The organism is Paenibacillus sp. V4I9 (genome assembly GCF_030817295.1).
Lineage (GTDB): Bacteria > Bacillota > Bacilli > Paenibacillales > NBRC-103111 > Paenibacillus_E.
Window position 1 is genome coordinate 1,651,995 of sequence record NZ_JAUSZE010000001.1, and the last position, 16,647, is coordinate 1,668,641.

Annotated in this window: 14 protein-coding genes and 1 pseudogene; 11 read left to right on the forward strand and 4 right to left on the reverse strand. The window is 46.4% G+C overall.

The window, feature by feature from the left end; genetic code table 11:
• Nucleotides 1-15: 15 nt before the first annotated feature.
• Genes QFZ81_RS07750 through QFZ81_RS07760 form a run of 3 tightly spaced genes read right to left on the reverse strand, consistent with a single transcriptional unit; the run spans nt 16 to nt 4,131 of the window.
• Nucleotides 16-1,368, reverse strand: a complete 1,353-nt coding sequence (locus QFZ81_RS07750) for an LLM class flavin-dependent oxidoreductase (protein ID WP_307445907.1) — start codon at nt 1,366-1,368, stop codon at nt 16-18.
• A gap of 26 nt (nt 1,369-1,394) precedes the next feature.
• Entirely contained in the window at nt 1,395-2,753 is a 1,359-nt protein-coding gene (locus QFZ81_RS07755) for an LLM class flavin-dependent oxidoreductase (protein WP_307445905.1), read from the reverse strand.
• Between the two features lie 34 nt (nt 2,754-2,787).
• Nucleotides 2,788-4,131: an LLM class flavin-dependent oxidoreductase gene (locus QFZ81_RS07760; RefSeq protein WP_307602159.1), complete on the reverse strand. Its 1,344-nt coding sequence runs from the start codon at nt 4,129-4,131 to the stop codon at nt 2,788-2,790.
• Between the two features lie 419 nt (nt 4,132-4,550).
• On the opposite strand from QFZ81_RS07760, the gene QFZ81_RS07765 reads away from it, so the two are divergent.
• The 8 genes from QFZ81_RS07765 to QFZ81_RS07800 all read left to right on the forward strand — a co-directional run bounded on the left by QFZ81_RS07765 (nt 4,551) and on the right by QFZ81_RS07800 (nt 12,420).
• Complete coding sequence (locus tag QFZ81_RS07765) at nt 4,551-5,330, forward strand: ABC transporter ATP-binding protein (protein WP_307602161.1); 780 nt, start codon at nt 4,551-4,553, stop codon at nt 5,328-5,330.
• A 29-nt stretch (nt 5,331-5,359) separates the two neighbouring features.
• Nucleotides 5,360-6,235 carry an ABC transporter permease gene (locus tag QFZ81_RS07770; RefSeq protein WP_307445901.1) on the forward strand — a complete coding sequence of 292 codons (876 nt, stop codon included), beginning with the start codon at nt 5,360-5,362 and terminating at the stop codon, nt 6,233-6,235.
• Nucleotides 6,236-6,247: 12 nt separating this feature from the next.
• Nucleotides 6,248-7,249: an aldo/keto reductase gene (locus QFZ81_RS07775; RefSeq protein ID WP_307602163.1), complete on the forward strand. Its 1,002-nt coding sequence runs from the start codon at nt 6,248-6,250 to the stop codon at nt 7,247-7,249.
• A gap of 42 nt (nt 7,250-7,291) precedes the next feature.
• Nucleotides 7,292-8,347 carry an aliphatic sulfonate ABC transporter substrate-binding protein gene (locus QFZ81_RS07780; protein WP_307602165.1) on the forward strand — a complete coding sequence of 352 codons (1,056 nt, stop codon included), beginning with the start codon at nt 7,292-7,294 and terminating at the stop codon, nt 8,345-8,347.
• Nucleotides 8,348-8,424: 77 nt separating this feature from the next.
• A complete protein-coding gene (locus QFZ81_RS07785; protein WP_307602167.1) occupies nt 8,425-9,639 on the forward strand; it encodes a threonine synthase in 1,215 nt (404 codons plus the stop codon).
• Between the two features lie 127 nt (nt 9,640-9,766).
• Complete coding sequence (locus QFZ81_RS07790) at nt 9,767-10,654, forward strand: MetQ/NlpA family ABC transporter substrate-binding protein (protein WP_307445893.1); 888 nt, start codon at nt 9,767-9,769, stop codon at nt 10,652-10,654.
• An 88-nt stretch (nt 10,655-10,742) separates the two neighbouring features.
• Nucleotides 10,743-11,771, forward strand: coding sequence for a methionine ABC transporter ATP-binding protein (locus tag QFZ81_RS07795; RefSeq protein WP_307445891.1), 1,029 nt, complete (start codon nt 10,743-10,745; stop codon nt 11,769-11,771).
• Entirely contained in the window at nt 11,761-12,420 is a 660-nt protein-coding gene (locus tag QFZ81_RS07800) for a methionine ABC transporter permease (protein WP_307445889.1), read from the forward strand. The genes QFZ81_RS07795 and QFZ81_RS07800 overlap by 11 nt, the downstream gene beginning before the upstream one ends.
• Nucleotides 12,421-12,718: 298 nt before the next feature.
• On the opposite strand, the pseudogene QFZ81_RS07805 reads toward QFZ81_RS07800, so the two are convergent.
• Nucleotides 12,719-13,921, reverse strand: a pseudogene (locus tag QFZ81_RS07805) (IS110 family RNA-guided transposase).
• A 342-nt stretch (nt 13,922-14,263) separates the two neighbouring features.
• Between QFZ81_RS07805 and QFZ81_RS07810 the strand changes: the two are divergent.
• The 3 genes from QFZ81_RS07810 (at nt 14,264) to QFZ81_RS07820 (ending at nt 16,097) form a co-directional block, all read left to right on the forward strand.
• The gene (locus tag QFZ81_RS07810; protein WP_307445887.1) at nt 14,264-14,455 is read left to right on the forward strand and encodes a hypothetical protein; all 192 of its coding nucleotides are present in this window, start codon (nt 14,264-14,266) and stop codon (nt 14,453-14,455) included.
• Between the two features lie 107 nt (nt 14,456-14,562).
• On the forward strand, nt 14,563-15,384 hold the full coding sequence (locus QFZ81_RS07815) for an SDR family oxidoreductase (protein ID WP_307445886.1): 822 nt from the start codon (nt 14,563-14,565) through the stop codon (nt 15,382-15,384).
• A 122-nt stretch (nt 15,385-15,506) separates the two neighbouring features.
• On the forward strand, nt 15,507-16,097 hold the full coding sequence (locus QFZ81_RS07820; RefSeq protein WP_307445884.1) for a TetR/AcrR family transcriptional regulator: 591 nt from the start codon (nt 15,507-15,509) through the stop codon (nt 16,095-16,097).
• Nucleotides 16,098-16,647: the final 550 nt, after the last annotated feature.

The window sequence follows — 16,647 nt, forward strand, 5'->3', positions numbered from 1 at the left end:
TTTTAATTAGTTATTTTAAGAGGAGACTGAGGCTTTCTGAAAACGATTGATCGGTTTAGCTAAGTCAAGGTGTTCGCGCAGCGTCCGGCCCGTATATTCGGTACGATACAATCCGCGTCGCTGGAGTTCAGGAACGACCAGATCGACGAATTCTTCCAAACCTCCCGGTAAATAAGGCGGCATAATGTTGAATCCATCGCAGGCCCCTTGCAAAAACCATGCTTCGAGTTGATCGGCGATCTGTTCAGGTGTCCCGGCAATCGTACGGTGCCCGCGTGCGCCGGTTACTCGGGCGATTAATTGCCGAATGGATAGCTGCTCCCTCCTCGCCATATCGAGAATAAGCTGATATCGGCTTTTTGCCCCGTTAATACCCGTGGAGTCCACCAGATCGGGGAGCGTTCCGTCCAGATGATAAGTGGAAAGATCATGCCGCAGAATCCCGGATATCATCGAGAGACCAACCGCCGGGTGAACGAGCTCTTGCAGAGCGGCCTCCTTCTCCTTGGCTTCTTCTTCCGTAGCTCCGATAATAGGGAGTATCCCCGGCAAAATCTTCAACTCACTCTCTGTACGGCCATATAAGGGGAGTTGGCTTTTTAAACTGGAATAGAAGCTTAGTGCCTCATCCAACGTTTGCCAAGCCGTGAATACAACTTCCGCTGTCTGTGCAGCAAAAGCCTGACCGGTTGTCGAGGACCCGGCCTGCACGATAACGGGGCGTCCTTGCGGGGAGCGATGCACATTCAGAGGACCGCGGACGGAAAAATGCGTTCCGTGATGATCGATGCTGTGCACTTTGTCCGGGTTGGCGAAAATGCCGGAAGCTTTGTCAATGATTAGAGCTTCATCTTCCCAGCTGTCCCACAGTGCAGTGACCACATCGACGAATTCTTTCGCGCGTTCATAACGAAGCGAATGATCCAAATGCTGGTCGCGGCCAAAGTTATGCGCGGTCACTTCCATACTGGTGGTTACCGCGTTCCATGCCGCTCTTCCTCTGCTTAAATGATCAAGTGACGCAAATTTCCTCGCGACATGAAAGGGCTCGCTGTAAGTGGTAGATACGGTGCCGGCAAGGCCGATATGCTTGGTGACGGAAGCGAGTGCAGACAAAAGCATGAGCGGCTCAGCCCGGACCGGCACGGTGTGTTTAACCGCTGTGTCCAAATGCTCCGGTAAGGCAGGAATGTCTTCGATAAAAATCATGTCGAACTTACCGCGCTCGGCCGTTTGCGCAAATTTTCGGTAAAAGTCAAACTTCAACAAACCTGCGGTATCGGTGTGCGGGTATCTCCATGCAGCGACATGATGACCGACTCCGAAAATGAATGCCCCCAGATGAAGCTGTCTCTGTTTATTCCCCATGAATGATTCCTCCAATTTGTTATGTGTTATTGCCCGGAAGCGGCATTGCTTTCGAAACGGCTTGGGGGACGAACTAAACCCAGATGCTCACGCAGCGTAGTACCGGTGTATTCGGTACGAAATAGCCCGCGTTTTTGAAGCTCGGGAATGATCTTCTCTACGAATTCCTCAAGGCCTCCAGGCAAATAGGGCGGCATAATATTGAAACCGTCGCAGGCTCCCTGTGTGAACCATTCCTCCAATTGATCGGCGATTTGCACCGGAGTACCAGATATGGTTCGATGCCCGCGCGCCCCCGTCACCCGGTACATGAGCTGCCGGATGGTCAAGTTTTCCCTCCGGGCCATGTCCGCCACGAGCTGGAAGCGGCTTTTGCCTCCGTTAATTTGCTCCAGCTCGGGAAGCTCGGGCAGCGGTCCGTCAAGCGGGTAGCCGGTCAGGTCGACACCCAGCGATGCGGACAGCATCGATAATCCGACTGCAGGTAACACTTGCTGCTGAAGCAGCGCTTCTTTTTCTCTGGCTTCCTCTTCCGTCGCGCCTATGATAGGGAAGATCCCAGGCATAATTTTCACTTCATCCGGAGATCGGCCGTACTGAACGGCAAGTGATTTGACGCTGGCATAGAAACGCTGCGCTTCTTCGAGTGTCTGCCAAGCCGTAAAGACGACCTCCGCCGTTTGGGCGGCGAGATGCTGTCCGGTATCCGACGCTCCCGCCTGAATAATAACCGGTCTTCCTTGTGGAGAGCGGGGCAGATTTAAGGGACCACGTACAGAGAATTCAGGACCCCGATGATGGAGCTCATGAACCTTTTGCGGATTGCCAAACAAGCCGGCGTCGCGATCGGAGATAATGGCGTCGTCTTCCCAGCTGTCCCACAGCGCAGTGACGACATCGACGAACTCGCGCGCCCGCTCATATCGCTGATCATGATCCGGGTGCTTCAATTTGCTGAAATTATGGGCTTCTTCATCTCGTCCCGAAGTCACCACATTCCACGCAGCGCGTCCTCCGCTTAAATGGTCGAGCGTAGAAAATTCCCGTGCCAGATTGTAGGGCTCGTGGTAGGTTGTTGATACTGTGGCAGCAAGCCCGATTCGTTCCGTCACACCGGACAAATAAGCAAGCAAGGTGAGCGGTTCAGGCCTCACTGTGACGGTATGTTTGATACTGGTTCGGTACCGATCGATAACCGCTAATGTATCGGCGAGAAAGATCATGTCGAACTTGCCTCGTTCTGCCGTTTTCGCAAAGTTCTCATAAAAGTCATGATTTAGAATGCCGTGTGCATCCGTATCGGGGTAACGCCATGCGGCTACATGATGTCCGACCTGAAATAAAAATGCACCGAGATGCAGTTGACGCTGAGGATTGTTACTCATGTAATAGCCTCCATTTACAAGTAGGTTGATTGGTTCAATGGTATACTCTCGCCTTCGCGAATGAATTGGCAGGTAAAGGCAGGCCATAATGATCACGAAGGGTGGTGCCTGTATAAGAAGTGCGGAACAGGCCTCTCCGCTGCAGTTCGGGGACGACTTGTTCCAGGAAATCATCCAGTCCGCCGTTCATCAGCTGCGGCATAATATTGAAGCCATCAGCCGCATAGCTGACAAACCATGCCTCCAGCTCATCCGCAATTTGCTTCGGCGTACCGGCGATCGTCTTATGACCGCGTCCTCCCGCCAGTCTCAGCAGCAGCTGCCTGATCGTCAGCTTCTCTCTACCGGCCAGTTCTTGGATCAGCTTCGTGCGGCTTTGATGGCCGGGGATTTTGCTGGAGTCGGGAAGTTCCGGCAGCGGTGCGTCCAGAGGATGAGCGGTAAGGTCAATGCCGATACGATTCGAGAGTTGGAGCAGACTGTATGCCGGATTCGTCAGTTCGTGCAGTTCGGCTTCTTTCTCTTTCGCCTCGGCTTCGGTTTTGCCGATAATCGGGCAGATACCGGGCAAAATTTTCACATGCTCCGTTTCTCTTCCGTGCTGAAGCACACGGGCTTTGACATCAGCATAGAATGTCTGCGCATCTTCTAATGTTTGCTGTGCGGTAAAGATGGCCTCAGCCCATTGAGAGGCAAAATCCTTGCCGTCCTCCGATGAGCCTGCTTGCACGAGAATCGGGCGGCCTTGCGGTGAACGCGCTGTATTCAATGGCCCCCGAACCGAGAAGAATTTTCCCTTATGATGCAGTTCATGCACCTTATTTCTGTCCGCATAAATACCGGCTTTCTTGTCCCGGATCAGGGCCTCCTCCTCCCAGCTATCCCAAAGCTTTGCCGTGACTTCCACAAATTCTGTGGCTCGTTCATACCGTTCTTGGTGACCGGCAATGTGCTCGAGATTAAAATTTTGCGCTTCGCTATCCGTACCCGAGGTGATGATATTCCATCCGGCCCGGCCTTGGCTAAGGTGGTCCAATGATGCGAACCGGCGGGCGACATTGTAGGGTTCATTGAAACTCGTGGAAACGGTGGCAATTAAACCGATTCGTTTCGTCACGACGGCTAAAGCCGACAATAGTGTGAGCGGCTCAAAACCGCCAAGAGCGCCGTATTGGACCGCCGTTGGTGAAGTTGCGTAGCGGTCAGCGAGAAAAAGCGAGTCCAGCTTGGCAGCTTCGGCTTTACGCGCGAGCTCCTGATAATGATTGAAATCATGGACTCCTTTCAGATTAGAGCTTGGATGTCGCCAGGCGGCTTCGTGATGCCCCATACTGGAAAGAAAAAGATTCAAATGCATTTGACGAGTTTGTTTTGTCATCCCGTTCCCTCCCTTTTTTACAAGTTGAATAAATAAAAAAGACTCCGCCTGCATACCAGTTAATAACGCTGGCAGCAAGGGAGCCTTTGGTGGACCAATAGGCTTAATGGGCTGTTAAAAGTCATGTTAGCAGGTTTAATCCGATTATACAAGTAGGAAATATAAGGATTTTAATATAACAAGTTTTTGGAAATTGTTGTTGACCAACTTGAACGACTGGTGATATGATCGCTTTAAATCCAAGTAAAACGATATGAATTAAAGTATTAAAATGAAATCAAAGTCTACCAGACCACTGGAGACTCCGTCTCGTTCATTTTGAATGGAGCAGGGGGGTCTTTTTTTATTTCCTTAATCCCTGAAGGAGAAATGTGTTAGCCAGGTGAGCCATTTACGCCAAATTTAAGGAGGAAACTTCTATGAGTGTAATTTCGTTAGATATCGATTTACCGCACAAATGGTTTCATACGCCTCAAGGCACAAGATTAGAAGCGCTCAACAACATCAAGTTGACTGTAAAACAAGGAGAATTTATTACCATTATCGGACCGAGCGGTTGTGGGAAAAGCACACTGCTTAAAATTATTGCTGGATTGGACACGGATCACGGAGGTCAAGTTCTTTTGGAACAAAAGCAAGTCACCAAGCCTGGTATTGATAAAGGGTATATTTTCCAGGAACATCGCTTGTTTCCATGGTTAACGGTCGAAGCAAACATCGCAGCAGATTTATCTTTGAATGACGCTGCAGTCCGCAAAAGGGTGGATGAGCTCATTGAATTGGTTAAGCTGAAAGGATTTGAGAAGGCGTACCCTCGTGAACTGTCAGGAGGAATGTTGCAACGCGTGGCGATCGCCAGGGCGCTACTCCGTAATCCCAAGGTATTGTTATTGGATGAGCCCTTCGGCGCACTGGATGCTTTTACCCGCTCTCATCTCCAGGAGGTTACCCTGAACATTTGGGAGGCTAATCGAACGACTATGGTGCTTGTCACACATGATATCGATGAAGCTGTTTTCCTTGCTACACGCGTCGTTGTAATGAATGCAAGACCTGGGACGATTCGAACAATTATTCCTGTCGACCTCCCTTACCCAAGGAAGAAAGCGTCCAGTTCTTTTCAAGAGCTTCGGAAATTGGTGCTGAACGAGTTCGAACGAATCGAGGAATTGGAGCTGATCGACAGCTCCGGCATTTAAATCATTTCACGAAAGAGAGGGATCCGGTTATGAATCAAGCAGAGCTAGCAGCGGGAACCGGTAACAGTCTCGTCCAGCAAACATCAAAAGAAGTTCCTGCGTCTCCGCAAGTTGAAAGAAATTTGAAAACGAATAAAACAGAAACCAAATGGCAGCTTATCGCGAGAGGGGCTGTCCTTCCGGTTACCGTTTTGATCATTTGGCAGATTTTTGGTTCTACAGGCATGATCTCGAAGACGCTGCTGCCGACTCCAATTGAAATATGGCTGGCATTTTACGATTTGCTGATCAGCGGTGAACTGTTCAAACATTTGAAAATCAGCATTTGGCGCGCCGCAGTCGGATTTTTGCTCGGAGGAAGTCTGGGGCTTATTTTCGGATTACTCGTTGGTTTATTCCGTAGGTTTGAGCATTCGGTTGATCCAACCGTACAAATGCTTCGAACCATTCCCCATTTGGCCATAACTCCGCTTTTCATTTTATGGTTCGGTTTTGGCGAATTCTCCAAAGTTTTGCTTATTGCCAAAGGTGCTTTTTTCCCGCTTTATGTGCAGACGTTTCTGGGGATCCGCAATGTCGATTCCAAGCTGTTTGATGTGGCAAGGGTTCTGGAGTTTAGCAAGTTCAAGCAAATCACCAAACTGGTGCTTCCTGCGGCACTGCCCAATATATTGCTCGGGTTGCGCTTATCAATCGGCGTAGCCTGGCTGGGATTAGTCGTCGCAGAGATAATGGGATCCAGCGAAGGTGTAGGGTATTTAATTATGGATGCCAGACAGTTTTCTCAGACGGCCGTCGTATTTGTGGGTATCATGATTTTTGCATTCGTTGGAAAAGGCTCGGATTCTTTGGTTCGCATTTTGGAGAAAAAACTGTTGAAATGGCGCGATAGCTTTAATGGATAAGGAGAGATAACAATGACAATTGGACAAAGAAAATTAGGCAGGACAGGACTAAATGTCTCCGAAGTGAGCCTTGGAACGATGGCATTCGGTCGCTGGATCGACCAAAAAGAGTCAGCTGATGTGCTTGATGCTGCGCTTGAAGCGGGCATTACGCTGATTGACACGGCTGATGTTTACGGTTCGGGTATGGATAAAGGCAACCCGCTTGAAACCGGTGAGTCGGAGACGATTCTCGGTCATCTGCTTGGCGAGCGCAGGCACCGAATCGTGCTGGCGACCAAAGTTCATGGCCGAGTGGGTCTCGGTCCTAATGATGCGGGTCAAAGCAGGTATCACATTTTTCGCGCGGTGGAAAATAGTTTGAAAAGGCTGCAAACAGACTATATTGATTTGTATCAAGTGCATCGATTTGATGAACAGACGCCACTTGAAGAAACGCTACGTGCGTTAGAAGACCTTGTTCGTCAAGGGAAAGTGCGCTATATCGGGTGCTCGAATTATGCCGCATGGCAAATTGCTAAGGCGCACGGTATTTCAGGACAGTTGCAGCTTGAGCGCTTTGAAAGCGTACAGCCGGAATACAGCCTGATCGCTCGCGGTATCGAACAGGACTTGCTGCCTTTTGCCGTTTCCGAAGGCGTAGGCGTTATCGTGTATAGTCCGCTTGGACGCGGATTGCTGACCGGCAAGTATAGCTTCGGCGCGCAGCCGCCTGCCGGATCGCGCGGAGCAGCCGGCGAACAGCGGCTTCACACATTGCTCGAAAAGGAGCGGAATTTCCGCATCGTAGAGCAGTTAAAGCCTATTGCGGAACGCAGAAGCTGGACACTTGCTCAGCTTGCGCTGAATTGGGTGCTCAGCAGAGAAGGTATTACATCCGCGATTTTGGGGGCTTCCAAGTCTCATCACATTACAGAAACATTGTCTGCGATCGGTGAGAAGCTTAGTCCAGATGAATTGAGAGATATCGATGCGATCACGAACGGTGTTCAACCGGAGTTGGTTGTAAAATAAGATCAGCTTTATTGTTACTAAACAACTCAGGAGGGCTACAGAATGAGAAATTTCAGAGGGCTCGTACTTACGACAGTACTTACGATAGGATTGGGAATTCTTGCTGGCTGTGGAGCTGGTAAACCAACGACGAAAAATTTGGAAAGCGCAGCGCCGAAAGAAGTCGCCAAGAACAATGAAGCCAAAAATCAACTGGTTGTAAACATCGGTATTCAGCAAAGTATTTGGCCAATTCTTGCTGCTAAAGAAAAGGGCTGGTTTGAGGAAGAGTTTAAAAAAGTTGGCGCACAAGTTAACTGGGTAGAGTTTCAAAGCGGGCCTGCTTATTTTGAAGCTATTGCATCAGACAGGCTGGATTTTGGACGCGTAGGGAATATACCTGTATTAGCAGGGCAAGCAGCAGATATAAAATTCAAGGAGATAGCAACAGCCAGTTTTGGTGAAAAGGGAGATTCCATACTTGTCCCGAAAGACAGCCCAATTAATACGATCCAGGACTTGAAAGGTAAACAAATCGCTGTAGCCAAGGCAAGCAGCTCTTATGGTTTGCTGTATAAAGCATTGGAATTTGGCGGACTTAAACCTGATGATGTGAAAATCATTCAATTACAGCCTGATGAGGCTCAGCCAGCATTTGAAACCGGGAAGGTGGATGCATGGGCCATTTGGGAACCTTTTCAATCCGTTCAAGTGTTGAAAAACGGCGCCAGAGTTCTTGCTAACGGAAATGCGGTCAAGTCATACAGTCCAGGGTTTCAAATCGTTCGCACCAATTTTGCTGAGGAACATCCGGAACTTGTCGTGTTGTATCTGAAAGTCACGGAAAAAGCAACGAAGTGGCAACTAGAACATGTCGATGAAGCCATTGAATTATACGTCAAATTGAAAAAACAGGATAAAGAAACGATTCGCCGGGTATTGGAGAACTCCGAGCCTGCAAATGTTCCGATCACTCAGGAAGTTATAAAAACCCAGCAGAATACAGCGGAGCTGCTTCAGTCAGTCGGAGGATTAAAAGGGAAAGTCGAAGCGTCCAAAGTAGTGGATAACAGCTATATTGAAAAAGCTTTGCAGGAATTGAAATCGGAGAAAAAATGAAAAATTGTCTTCCGTAGATTTTTCGGGGTCAAAAACAGATTTTAATATTTTACAAAGAAAAGAGAATGTGATATTGAATGCCATTCAGCTACTTAACCCATCTGCATTGCCCTAAATGTCAAAAGATTTATCGTCCGGATGAAGTTCATCAATTATGTGTGTGCGGCTCTCCATTATTGGCGGACTACGACTTGGAAAGCTTGAAAAATCAACTGACATCCAAGGATTTGTCAGTCAGACCTTCAAATTTATGGCGTTACCATGAACTGCTGCCCGTCACATCACCGGAAAACGTCGTAACGCTGGGAGAAGGGATGACGCCGCTACTACCGATGAACCGTCTGGGCTTAGACATGGGAATCGGCAGTCTTTGGATGAAGGACGAAGGGATAATCCCTACAGGCAGCTTCAAGGCTCGCGGAGCTGCCGTCGGTGTTTCGAAGGCGAAAGAGCTTGGCGTACAGGAGCTGGCTATGCCCACCAATGGAAATGCCGGTGCAGCTTGGGCTTTGTACGCTGCTAGAGCTGGACTACGTTCTTCGATTGTTATGCCGGTCGGCGCACCTGTAATTACCAGAAATGAATGCGCAGTCTCAGGAGCGAACCTGAATTTGGTGAACGGGTTAATCAGCGATGCGGGAAAGATCGTTGCTCAAGCGGTGAATGACTATGATTTATTCGATGCCTCGACCCTGAAAGAGCCTTATCGCATCGAAGGGAAGAAAACAATGGGTCTTGAGATCGCAGAACAGTTGGATTGGAAGCTTCCCGACGTCATCTTGTACCCGACAGGTGGAGGTGTGGGTCTCATTGGCATTTATAAAGCTTTTCGGGAGCTCGTAGAACTAGGATGGATCGAAGATAAGCTCCCGCGTTTGGTTGCTGTTCAGGCGGCAGGTTGTGCTCCGATTGTAAAGGCATGGGAGAGAGGGATGCCGGACTCGCAGTTCTGGGCTGACTCCACAACCGTTGCCTTTGGGATAAATGTGCCGAAAGCACTCGGGGATTTTCTTGTTCTTGAAGCTATATACAAGACGGGTGGCTGCGCCATTGCGATAGAGGATACCGAGTTGCTCGAGGAGCAAAAGAACATCGCCCGCCTGGAAGGCGCGTTTGTTTGTCCTGAGGGAGCGGCGACCTTCTCTGCGGCACGTAAGCTCAGGGCAAACGGTTGGATCCAGGAGGGCGAGACTGTTATCGCTTTGAACACGGGCAGTGGCATTAAGTATCCGGAAACCGTCATGGTTGCGGTGCCAGTTCTGGAACCTGGGGATTCGATGAGAAGGATTTGAACCTGATATTCATTCTGAATTCTGGTATGTGAACCAAAAGATCAATGGTGAAGGCTTGAGAAGTCAGGTTTCGACAAGGAATTCTTTTAGATGATTATTAACAGAGAATAAAGGGAGTGGGAAAGGTATGAAAAGATCGCATTTAATATCCATTTTTACCATGATTGTAATATTGGTGGTAACCGGATGTGGAAAAACAGTAGAAACGAAAACTGCAACATCAGTAAGCGCAGCGCCGACAGCAGCCGCTAGTCCTTCATCCGCTCCTTCGCCAGCAGCCAGTCCGGCAAGTGAGAAAGCGAAGTTGAAAGTCGGCATTTCCGCAGGCGTGGAGGAAGAAATTTGGAAGAAGGTTAAAGAGGTAGCGGCGAAGGACAATTTGGAAATTGAAATTGTAACGTTTAACGATTACATTCAACCGAACAAAGTGTTGGCAGATGGCCAATTGGATGCTAATGCCTTCCAGCATGAGCCTTATCTCAATCAATTCAAGGCGGATAACAAGCTGGACATCGTTAAGCTGGCTAATACGTTAAATTTTCCGATAGGCTTGTATTCCAAGAAAATTAAAAACGTTTCGGAGATCAAAGAAGGTGATGAGCTGGGATTGCCGAACGACCCGTCTAACGGGGCAAGAGCCTTGATTCTGTTTGAACGTGCGGGATTGATCAAGCTGAAGGAAGGTGTTGGTGTTAAAGCCACCGTTCGCGATATCGTAGACAATCCGAAGAAGCTTAAATTCAAGGAATTGGAAGCTCCTTTCATTCCGAAAGCTCTGCCGGATCTTACAGCTGCGGTAATTAATACGAACTATGCTGTGGATAACGGTTTTGTACCTACTAAAGATGCAATCTTTATTGAACCGAAAGATTCGCCTTGGGTAAATCTTATAGCTGTGCGAACAGCCGATAAAGATAAACCGGTATACCAAAGATTAATTAAAGCCTACCATTCCGAAGAGGTTAAGAAACTTGTTTTAGATAAATACGGCAGCTACATAGTACCGTCTTGGTAAGTAATGCGCTTGATGGAAAAAACAGAGGTCTCTTTCCAATTGAAGGAGGCCTTTTGCCTTTATGATTGCATAAGAGGAGAGGTACATCTTGATTGACTTGATAAATGTCAGTAAAACATTTGAACAAAAGGGAGTACGGGTAGAAGCGGTTAGACAGGCCAACCTTCAAATCCGTAAAGGTGAAATATTCGGTGTGATCGGCTACAGCGGGGCAGGCAAAAGCTCGCTCTTGCGCTGCATCAATTATTTGGAAAAGCCAACTTCAGGCAGCATCAGGATCCATGGTGTTGAGATGTCGCAATTAAATGAGAAGGACATGAGGATGATGCGAAGAAAGATAGGGATGATCTTCCAGCATTTTAACCTGCTTTCATCAGGGACCGTTTATCAGAACGTAGCCGCACCGCTGGAGTTGGCAAAGGTTCCAAAAAAGAAAATAGAAGCCAAAGTAAGAGAACTGCTCGAAGTGGTTGGTCTTCAGGACAAAGAAAAGTCTTATCCGCGTCAGCTTTCAGGAGGACAAAAGCAGCGTGTTGCGATTGCCAGAGCCTTGGCGAACGATCCGGAGATTTTACTTTGCGATGAGGCTACTTCAGCATTGGATCCCCAAACCACAGACTCTATCCTGGACTTGCTTCTGGATATTAACCGTAAATACGAGATTACGATTGTCCTTATCACGCATGAAATGCATGTCATCAAAAAAATCTGCGATCGGGTTGCCGTCATGGAAAATGGCAGCATTGTCGAGCAGGGTTCGGTTATCGATCTGTTTTATGCACCGCAAACCGATACAACACGCAAGTTTATCAAAAGTGTTTTTGATACGGAAATTCCGGAAATGCTTTGGACTCAATTGCGAAATCCGGGGAGAGCAGGCACCTTAATACGGGCTTCATTTATCGGCGATTCTGTGACGGAGCCTGTTCTGGCAGACTTAACAGCAAAATTTACTTTGCGTCCCAGTATTATTTACGGGAATATCACTCAAATTAAAGAAACAATTTTCGGTACATTGGTATTGCATTTAACGGGAGATCCGGTTGTTATTGAGAACGGTATACGTTTTCTGAAGGAGCAGGGCTTAAGGATTGAGGTGATCGAAGATGTTAAATAAATTAATAGAAGATGCAGACCTTTATCTGAAGTCTATCAACGAAACGGCTGTCATGGTCGGATATTCGTTAGTGATTTCAAGCGTAATTGGACTATTGCTAGGCGTGCTGCTGGTGGTACTAAGACCAGGTAATCTTTATGCAAATTCAGGTGTTTATCATATACTGAATGCTGTCATTAATATCATTCGTTCCATACCATTTATTATTATTATGGTTGCCATTATCCCCTTAACGAAATGGCTTGTCGGTACGACCATTGGTGTGAAAGGAGCTATCGTCCCTCTTGTTTTTTACACCGCGCCTTATATTTCACGCTTGATGGAAACAGCATTATTAGAGGTCGATCCTGGTATCATAGAGGCTTATCAGGCTATGGGCGCTTCTAAACAGCAGATTATATTTCGCGTTATCTTAAGAGAGGCCCGGCCAGCTTTGATTCTCGGACTAGCGATTGCCACGATTGGGTTAATAGGTGCATCGGCAATGGCCGGAGTTATGGGAGCCGGGGGATTAGGGGACGTTGCAATAAGGTTCGGATATCAGCGTTGGGAACCGGATGTGATGTACACCTCCGTGCTTTTGCTTGTTCTTATAGTCCAGATCGTGCAATCATTAGGAAATTGGATATCGAAGAGATTGAGGAAGTAAAAGTCACAAATCTACCTACATTGTAGCGAAACCAATTTAATCGGAGAGCCCGAGGGACCGATGATCGCCGAGGTAACCGGTTTCTTTTTATTATTAAAAAACCTGTCTAATAAATTCAACACAACGATGCTGCCGCCAGCAATAGATCGGCAGCCTATTCCGCTATTCCAGCTAATAGCTTGTCAATATTTAATTATTAATGGCGGATTCATGAGGTGGTATACTTAAAAAAGTGCATGGGAAAGAACCGTCCCATAAAGCACGGAAAAACGTTCCATATATTTCTATTTCTTGCTACTTAATCTAAACGGAACGCTTCTTTAGTAGTTAAGATGGCAAAAATCCAGTGGATGAGTTTATTCACACAAGCAATTATCGCTACTTTGAACAGCTTTCCTTCAGCACGCTACTTATCAAAATAATCTCTTAGTTTTTTATTTCTATTACTGCGAATACCACATCGTACAGCTTGATATAGGGCAGTACGAAGCCTCCTGGAACCGTGTTTAGTTATTTTATTTATTGTTGCTGTAAACTTGCCTGAAGAAAAAACACTTGGATCAATACCAGCAAATGCCACCAGTTTCTTTGCGTGATCAAACCGATCGATTTCCCCGATCTCAGCTAAAATTGTTGCAGCAATTTTAGTGCCAATCCCGGGTATCGATTGGATTAAATCATATTCAAGTAACGCTTCAGCTAGGGCCTCTATCGATTTATTAAGGTCTGCTAGATGGTCCTGGTATTGAAGAAGCAATTTGATGAGCAGCTGCATGGAGATCAGATGACTTGGAAAAGCCGTCTCCTTAAAGGGATTTCGCTTTGCTGCTGCTACTAAGATTTGAGCGCGCTCCAGACACCATAAAGCTGATTTGCCGCGTCCTGTAAGACGCCCGATAGTTGCAGCAATCTCCTTCTCATCCAGTTCCAGGACCTCTTTCGACGTTGGGTGTAAAGCCAGAAATCGAAGAGAAACCTTTGAATAAAGGTCACCAAACACGCCATGATATTCGGGGGAAACCTGATCCAGAATGGCCTGAAATTGTAGTTTTACTTGGACATAGATACTCGTTAAAGATTCATGCTGGCGAGTTAGATAGCGTAAGTTCATGAGATGCTGACCCCGTTTTTTGTAGGGTTCAAACTCTTCTTTATAAAACAGCGTCCCTAATAGATGGGCATCAGCGGCATCCGTCTTCAACCGTCGCAAATTGGTTTTCTTAGCGTTATGTGAGATTAGAGGATTAATGACGATGTTCAAATACTGGTGCTCATCCAGAAACTGAACAACGGGGCTATGATAATGGCCTGTTGCTTCCATAACAATGGAGGGACGCATCCCTGCAGCTGATTCCACTCCTCTCACATAATTTAGAAAAGACGCTAACCCTTCAAGATCATGATTAAACCTAAAGATCTTCCCATGAGGTACTCCACGGTCTAAAAAAGCTTGTGCATGGCTCTCTCCTTTTGATACATCCAAACCAATGACTGGATTCATAACATCACTCCTGTAGTATTTTCACCGGCAACCCCTAACCTTCTTGTCTTCCACACTATCGCATGTGATACGGGATTCATGTCCCAACCAGCCTAACCATGGTTGAACAAGTAGGGGGGATGAATTGAATAGCTCTCGGGATCCAAGTCCCACGGGCAGAATCGTTCGATCCCCGGCTACCGATATTTTACGGCCTCAAAAAAATGAGGTCGACCAGAAATATCTGGTGACCTCATAATACGAACGGGCAGAATAGTTCCAATATGTGGTACCATTAATTCAGCATAAAATTTGCATCGGGGGCTGGTAGTTATTAATAATAAGAAGTTGTCCAAGGAGTATATGAGTGATTTTTTAGCTATCAGAGAAATTGTTAATGAATTTGACCCTATGGAACTAATCGGGATGGGGGCTCCTGATGACAAGCATGATAGGCTGACTCAAAAAATCCCATTCAGCTTGAAAAGACGTGCTTTTATATTTTTTCCAATAAGGATGCGTTTTTATCCAGTCGTCAAAACGGCTTGCGACTGAAGTATTTGACAGAAAACGGATCTTGTATCATAATAGAATGAACATTCGATCTAAACCATTTAGTTGGTATAGAATGAATGTTCAATTTATAATTTGGAGGTTTTAACATGAGTAAAACAGTTTTTATTACGGGAACCAGTTCAGGCTTGGGAAAACTTACGGCGACTCGATTTGCTGAAATGGGCTGGAACGTAGCTGCAACCATGCGTACACCCGACAAAGAAACGGAGCTTACCGGTTACGATAATATCAAAATTTTCAAACTGGACGTCACCAATGTGCATGAAGTTCAAACATCGGTAGATCAAGCCATAGCCGCGTTCGGTAAGATCGACGTCGTAATCAATAATGCCGGTATGGGGACTTACGGTCCGTTGGAATTAGCCCAAGAGGAAGCGATCGACTGGCAATTCGCCGTTAATACGCGAGGACCGATCAATGTCATTCGTAAATTTATACCACATTTCAGAGCCAATGGCGGAGGCATGTTCATCAATATCAGCTCTTTCATGGGAATTACGACAGCGGTGCCGCTCGGATCTCTCTATAATATGTCTAAATTTGCTTTGGAAGGACTGACGGAAGGTCTTTATTACGAACTGAAGCCGTTGAATATCGAACTTAGATTGATCGAGCAAGGAGGTTCTACAGGAAATAATTTCAAGAACAGTATCACTTGGAACCGAGATGATAACATACAGGATTACGATAATCTGATGACGAAAGTGCAGAATTTAATGAATCATGCGGAATCCAGCTCAACATTGGATGATCCTCAGATTATCGTGGATGCCATAGCCGCTTTGGCGACTGGAGAGAGCAATAAATTTCGCACTGTTATCGGAACAGCAGGCAATGATCTGATGGCACTTAGAAATTCTGTGTCCATTGAAGAATATTTGGAGACGATCGCTAAGAATTATATGTAAGCCCATTATGAAACGCTTCGTCATAACGCCAGGTCGATCTGACAATCTTGACTACGGATTGTATGAGGTGTATGTTAGATTAGAATGATCATTCGATCTTATGGTGGGAGCGGGATAACCAAATGTTTGAGAACTATAACAAGGTGCAGCAGGCTGTCCTTGAAACAACACTTAACATCATCATCCGAAAGGAATTACAAGCTACCTCAATGGCGCTTATCGCCAAGGAGTCTGGTGTATCGACCGGGAATATTTATCATTATTTCAAAAGTAAAGAAGATATCGTTAACGAATTGTACAAAGCCATTGTTACGTTTAACGGAGAGTATGTGCGAGGAGGCTTGCTGAAGGGCACAACGATTCGTGAAAAGTTTGAATTCGGTTGGAATCAGGTTATCGAATTGGGGAAACAATATCCTCAGGGCTTTCAATTTATTGAGCAGTATTCGTTCTCGCCTTACATTTACGAAGAGGTAAAGCAAGAAGTCTATACCGGCGGATGGTGTGGGCCAATGAACGAGTTATATCAAGAAGCCATTCAGGAGAAGCTGTTTATCCCGATGAATCCGAAAATGATGGTGCAGATGCATTACGGCACATTTGTTTACATGCTGAAGGCCCATCTGCACGGAATCTTCGAGTTAAGCAGTGAGAGCGTCAGCGGTGCAATCCGTTCGTGTTGGAATGCTGTAACTCTTAGAGATGTAACGTAGATAGATGACCAAAAGCCGCCCTCAAAGGAAGTTCGATAACAACCTTTGAGGGCGGCTTCTGTTTTTACGGGTGGGGCATAGCCGCCATTGGACTGCTTATTCTCGTCAACTTCAAGCGAGTCAAGAACAATTCGGCATCTTTAAAAAGGGGCCGTCGCGCGTGTCGGGAATGGGATAATGTTCTTGTCATTTATGACATCAAGTTCTTGTCAACCGACAAATCATCACATCATGTCGGACGACATAAACATTGTCCTATAAAGTACCTATAACTTAGGGATTTTTTTATTTATCGGATCAAGTTTGTGTCGTCAGCTCGCGACACAAACTTGATCCGATTATCGTTTTGCGACACAAACATTGTCCGTTTTTAACGGACTAGAAATTAAGCCCTATTGCATTATGATTCGTTTAGTCTGGTGGTGGCATTAAGCTCCCATGAAAATTAAATCCGCTAAAAACCCCAAAAAGACAATAATAAAGTAGACCTAGCCAAATGATTTTTTTAAAAAAGGCTGTGCCCGAGAAGAGTTACATAATATAAAAATGA

What these genes read in the sequence shown, in the direction of transcription:
- QFZ81_RS07755 (WP_307445905.1), bottom strand. Translation starts at nt 2,753, where the DNA reads ATGAGTAACAATCCTCAGCGTCAACTGCATCTCGGTGCATTTTTATTT.
- QFZ81_RS07785 (WP_307602167.1), top strand. Translation starts at nt 8,425, where the DNA reads ATGCCATTCAGCTACTTAACCCATCTGCATTGCCCTAAATGTCAAAAG.
- QFZ81_RS07750 (WP_307445907.1), bottom strand. Translation starts at nt 1,368, where the DNA reads ATGGGGAATAAACAGAGACAGCTTCATCTGGGGGCATTCATTTTCGGA.
- QFZ81_RS07770 (WP_307445901.1), top strand. Translation starts at nt 5,360, where the DNA reads ATGAATCAAGCAGAGCTAGCAGCGGGAACCGGTAACAGTCTCGTCCAG.
- QFZ81_RS07820 (WP_307445884.1), top strand. Translation starts at nt 15,507, where the DNA reads ATGTTTGAGAACTATAACAAGGTGCAGCAGGCTGTCCTTGAAACAACA.
- QFZ81_RS07815 (WP_307445886.1), top strand. Translation starts at nt 14,563, where the DNA reads ATGAGTAAAACAGTTTTTATTACGGGAACCAGTTCAGGCTTGGGAAAA.
- QFZ81_RS07775 (WP_307602163.1), top strand. Translation starts at nt 6,248, where the DNA reads ATGACAATTGGACAAAGAAAATTAGGCAGGACAGGACTAAATGTCTCC.
- QFZ81_RS07800 (WP_307445889.1), top strand. Translation starts at nt 11,761, where the DNA reads ATGTTAAATAAATTAATAGAAGATGCAGACCTTTATCTGAAGTCTATC.
- QFZ81_RS07765 (WP_307602161.1), top strand. Translation starts at nt 4,551, where the DNA reads ATGAGTGTAATTTCGTTAGATATCGATTTACCGCACAAATGGTTTCAT.
- QFZ81_RS07810 (WP_307445887.1), top strand. Translation starts at nt 14,264, where the DNA reads ATGAGTGATTTTTTAGCTATCAGAGAAATTGTTAATGAATTTGACCCT.
- QFZ81_RS07790 (WP_307445893.1), top strand. Translation starts at nt 9,767, where the DNA reads ATGAAAAGATCGCATTTAATATCCATTTTTACCATGATTGTAATATTG.
- QFZ81_RS07780 (WP_307602165.1), top strand. Translation starts at nt 7,292, where the DNA reads ATGAGAAATTTCAGAGGGCTCGTACTTACGACAGTACTTACGATAGGA.
- QFZ81_RS07760 (WP_307602159.1), bottom strand. Translation starts at nt 4,131, where the DNA reads ATGACAAAACAAACTCGTCAAATGCATTTGAATCTTTTTCTTTCCAGT.